At 71.8% G+C, this 3,627-nt stretch carries 5 protein-coding genes; all 5 read right to left on the reverse strand.

Annotated features, from left to right (window positions below; translation table 11 throughout):
- The coding region (locus tag ACJ73U_RS00230) for an ESX secretion-associated protein EspG (RefSeq protein WP_407775414.1) at nt 1-350 on the reverse strand (350 nt) is incomplete at its 3' end.
- A 7-nt stretch (nt 351-357) separates the two neighbouring features.
- Nucleotides 358-1,620, reverse strand: coding sequence for a PPE domain-containing protein (locus ACJ73U_RS00235; protein WP_407775415.1), 1,263 nt, complete (start codon nt 1,618-1,620; stop codon nt 358-360).
- Nucleotides 1,621-1,630: 10 nt separating this feature from the next.
- The gene (locus ACJ73U_RS00240) at nt 1,631-1,978 is read right to left on the reverse strand and encodes a PE domain-containing protein (protein WP_407775416.1); all 348 of its coding nucleotides are present in this window, start codon (nt 1,976-1,978) and stop codon (nt 1,631-1,633) included.
- A 148-nt stretch (nt 1,979-2,126) separates the two neighbouring features.
- A complete protein-coding gene (locus ACJ73U_RS00245; RefSeq protein ID WP_407775417.1) occupies nt 2,127-2,573 on the reverse strand; it encodes a DUF1707 domain-containing protein in 447 nt (148 codons plus the stop codon).
- A 67-nt stretch (nt 2,574-2,640) separates the two neighbouring features.
- Nucleotides 2,641-3,627, reverse strand: a 987-nt coding sequence (locus ACJ73U_RS00250) for a biotin/lipoyl-containing protein (protein ID WP_407775418.1), incomplete at its 5' end; no start/stop codon positions are given.

Raw genomic sequence — 3,627 nt, forward strand, 5'->3', positions numbered from 1 at the left:
GGCCCCACCCACAGCATGGCCAGCACGGCCTCGTCTGCCGTCGCCGCTGCCAGCAGGCGTAGCTCGCCGCCCAGCCACAGGCGGCCGTCGATCTCGCGGTCCGGGCGGCGCAGGAGGTTGAGCAGGCGGAGCAGGTGCGGGTGCGGGTCCCCCGGCGTACCGAGGCCGCGCCGGGTCAGCCCGTCCCACACCGAACGCACGATCCGCTTGCGTTCCTCGTCCGTCCTGCCCGGGGACGGGACCTTCAGCACCAGCGGCATCTGGTCGACGCCGTAGAAGTGCTCCCACAGCACGTCGAACTCGAGCGCGCTGATCTCCACCGGATCCGTGTGGACAGCGCCGAGCGTCATGCCGTGATCATCGGCCGCCCTCGCCGATCACGTTGGGTGGCAGCTTGTGCTCCTCGTCCAGGATCGACACCGACTCGGTGACGGTCTCCTCCTCGGATTCCCGCAGGTCGAAGCGCCGCCTCGGGGCCTGCCCGGGCACCGGGTCCTCGTTGTCGGCGAACCACTGGCTCGACCCGATCGCGTCCATGCCGAACCGGCGCATCGCGATCTTCTCCTGCGGGCCCATCGGCGTCCCGGCCGTCGGCGCCATCGGCGCACCGGCTCCCGGGTGCGTCCCGGCCGCCGCCTGGCCGGCCGCGGCCGCCTGCTGTGCCTGCTGCAGGTCGTGCGACGGCAGGCCCATCCCGGTCTTGGCCCCGGCACCGGGCACGGAACCGCTGCCGCCGCCGTTCGGGTTGGCGTTGACCACGTTGCCCCGGCGCGGCGAGTTCTCCTGCGAGGAGCCGCCGCCAGGGCCGCCGCCGGTGGAGAAGAGGAACGGGTCGTTCGAGGCGCCGGTCATCCTGCCGGGACCGGGCAGCGACATCCGCCCACCCCGGCGCGGCTCGTCGTACTCCGCCGCCGCGCCGTACGTCCCGCCGCGGGAGCCGTCGCCCCGGCCACCCCGGTTGTCGCCGCCGTGCCGGTCGTCGCCGTGGTGGCGCCCGCCGAGCAGGCCGGACACGGTGGTGAGACCGAGGCCGAGCAGCCCGCCGCCCTGGCCGTGGTGCATCCCGGTGTTCGCCACCAGCTGCTCCGGCCGGCTGAACTTCGGCAGCGCGCCGGTGGTCGCGTTCGTGTTGTTCTCGTAGGTCGTCATGACCTCGACGGCCTTCTCCTCCGCGGAGGACGCGGCCGCCTCGGCGGGCTCGGCGTCGGTCTGCGTCTGGAGGACCTGGACGGCCGGTGCCACGGTCGGGTCCGGCGTCGCCGCCGTCGCCCCGGCCGGCTGCGGCATGTCCGCGCGGGCCTTCGCGATGTGCCCGGCCTGGTCCTCGACCGACGTGCGCATACCGGCCGCGCCCGTGCCGGCCGCGGCCGCCCACTCGACGGTGGTCGACAACCGGTCGTGGGCGACGCCGGCCGCGGGGCCGGTCCAGCCGCTGCCGGTCAGGTCGAGCGCCTTCTTCAGGTCCTGGCTGATCTCGGTGAGCGTGGCGGCGATCTCGCTCCAGCGCCGCGACGGCTCGGCGGACGCCGGGGCGCCCGGGCCGTCGTGGAGCATCTTGTACAGGTCCTCGTGGGAGAAGCCGCGCCAGCGGGTGGTGTCGTTAGGACCGGGGTTCGTCATCGCTGCCCTCTCAGCCCTGGCCGGCGCTCGCGCCGGACACGTCCTCGTCGGTCTTCTTGTACTGCGCGGCGGTCGCGTCGAGGTTCTGCACCGCGGCGTCGAGCTGCTCGCGGTAGTACCGCAGCAGGCCGACCGCGTCGTCCTCGCCGTCGAGCGCGCGGTCGTTGAAGACCTTGGCCGCACCGAGGCTCACCGGGTCCTGCGCCCAGGAGGCGACGCGCAGCTCCTTGTCGGCGAGCTCGAGCTGGCGGTCCACCCTGGCGAGCGCGTCCGCGTAAGCCCCACGCAGGCCGGGCACCGCGTCCGGGTCGACCAGGAGGATGTCGTTCTGGGCGCCTCCGCCGTCTTTCCCCGCCACCAAGCCACACTCCCTACCGGTTTCCTGTGGTCGATCAACCATAGCCAATCAGAATGATCGGATTCGATGGTTCACGGGGATTTCGTGAGATCTTTTAACGGAATGTTCCGGTTGGCGCACGCCGTTCGTCGGGTTGCCGGCTTACGGCCTAGTACCGCCCGTACCGTCCGTGCCGCATGCCGCGGGGGCCACCCCGGCCGCCGCCCTGCCACCGGTTCCCGCCGCCCCGGCTGACGATCAGGAAGACGATCAGGAACGGCATGAAGAACCACAGCTTGAGCACGACGAAGACGCCCGCCACCAACACGAGCACGGCGATCGGCGTCGCGATCGGCACGAACTTCTCCGCGAACGTCCGTTCCCGCTTCGCGGGCGCGGCCGGTCGGGGCTGACCGAACGTCGGCTTGGGCTCGGGGAGGTCGCCGAACAGGCTGAGCAGCTCACCCCGCGTCTTGGCGGTGACGACCCGCGCGGACCGCTCCCCGTACTCGTCGATGTCCAGCCGGCCGGCACTCATGTGCTCGTTGAGCTTGCTGAGGGCGTCCTCGCGCTCGGTGTCACTGACCCGAATGTCCGAAGGCTGGTACTCGCTCACCCTTCGATCGTACGTCGGTAATCGCGTAATCAGCCGTGACGGACGTCCTGATTCTGAGAGGACCGGCTCAGTCCTTCAGCTCACACAACACCGACCCCTGGGTGACGGTCTCCCCGACGGACACCGCGAGCCCGGTCACCGTGCCGTCCTTGTGGGCGGTCACCGGGTTCTCCATCTTCATGGCCTCCAGGACCACGATCAGCTCGCCCGTGGACACCTGCTGGCCGTCCTCGACCGCGATCTTCACGATCGTGCCCTGCATGGGCGCGGCCACCGCGTCGCCCGAGGCCGCCGCCGTCCTGCCGCCCGCCCGCTTGCGCGGCTTGGCCGCCTTCGGGGCACCACCCCCACCGCCGCCGACGGACAGCCCGCCCGGCAGCGACACCTCCAGCCGCCGGCCGCCGACCTCGACGACCACGCTCTGCCGCTCGTCGGGCTCCGGTAGCTCCTCGGTGGCCACGAACGGCTCGATCGTGTTGTCGAACTCGGTCTCGATCCACCGCGTGTGCACGGAGAACGACGTGCCATCACCCACATAGGCGGGATCACGGACGATCACCCGGTGGAACGGCAGCACGGTCGCCATGCCCTCGACGACCATCTCGTCGAGCGCGCGCCGCGACCGCTCCAGGGCCTCCTCGCGGGTGGCGCCGGTGACGATGACCTTGGCCAGCAGCGAGTCGAACTGCCCGCCGATGACGGTGCCCGACTCCACACCCGAGTCCACCCGCACGCCCGGCCCGTCCGGCGCGACGAACCTCGTCACCACGCCCGGCGCCGGCAGGAAGCCGCGGCCCGCGTCCTCGCCGTTGATCCGGAACTCGATGGAGTGGCCACGCGGGGTCGGGTCCTCGTCGAACCGCAGCTTCTCCCCGGCCGCGATGCGGAACTGCTCACGCACCAGGTCCAGCCCGGCCGTCTCCTCCGACACCGGGTGCTCGACCTGAAGACGGGTGTTGACCTCGAGGAACGAGATCAGCCCGTCCTGCCCGACCAGGAACTCGACCGTGCCTGCGCCGTGGTAGCCCGCCTCGCGGCAGATCGCCTTCGCGGA

It is taken from the genome of Actinophytocola sp., from assembly GCF_045807065.1.
Lineage (GTDB): Bacteria > Actinomycetota > Actinomycetes > Mycobacteriales > Pseudonocardiaceae > Actinophytocola.

Coding starts and splice junctions, on each gene's coding strand:
- ACJ73U_RS00235 (WP_407775415.1), bottom strand. CDS start 1,620: ATGACGAACCCCGGTCCTAACGACACCACCCGCTGGCGCGGCTTCTCC.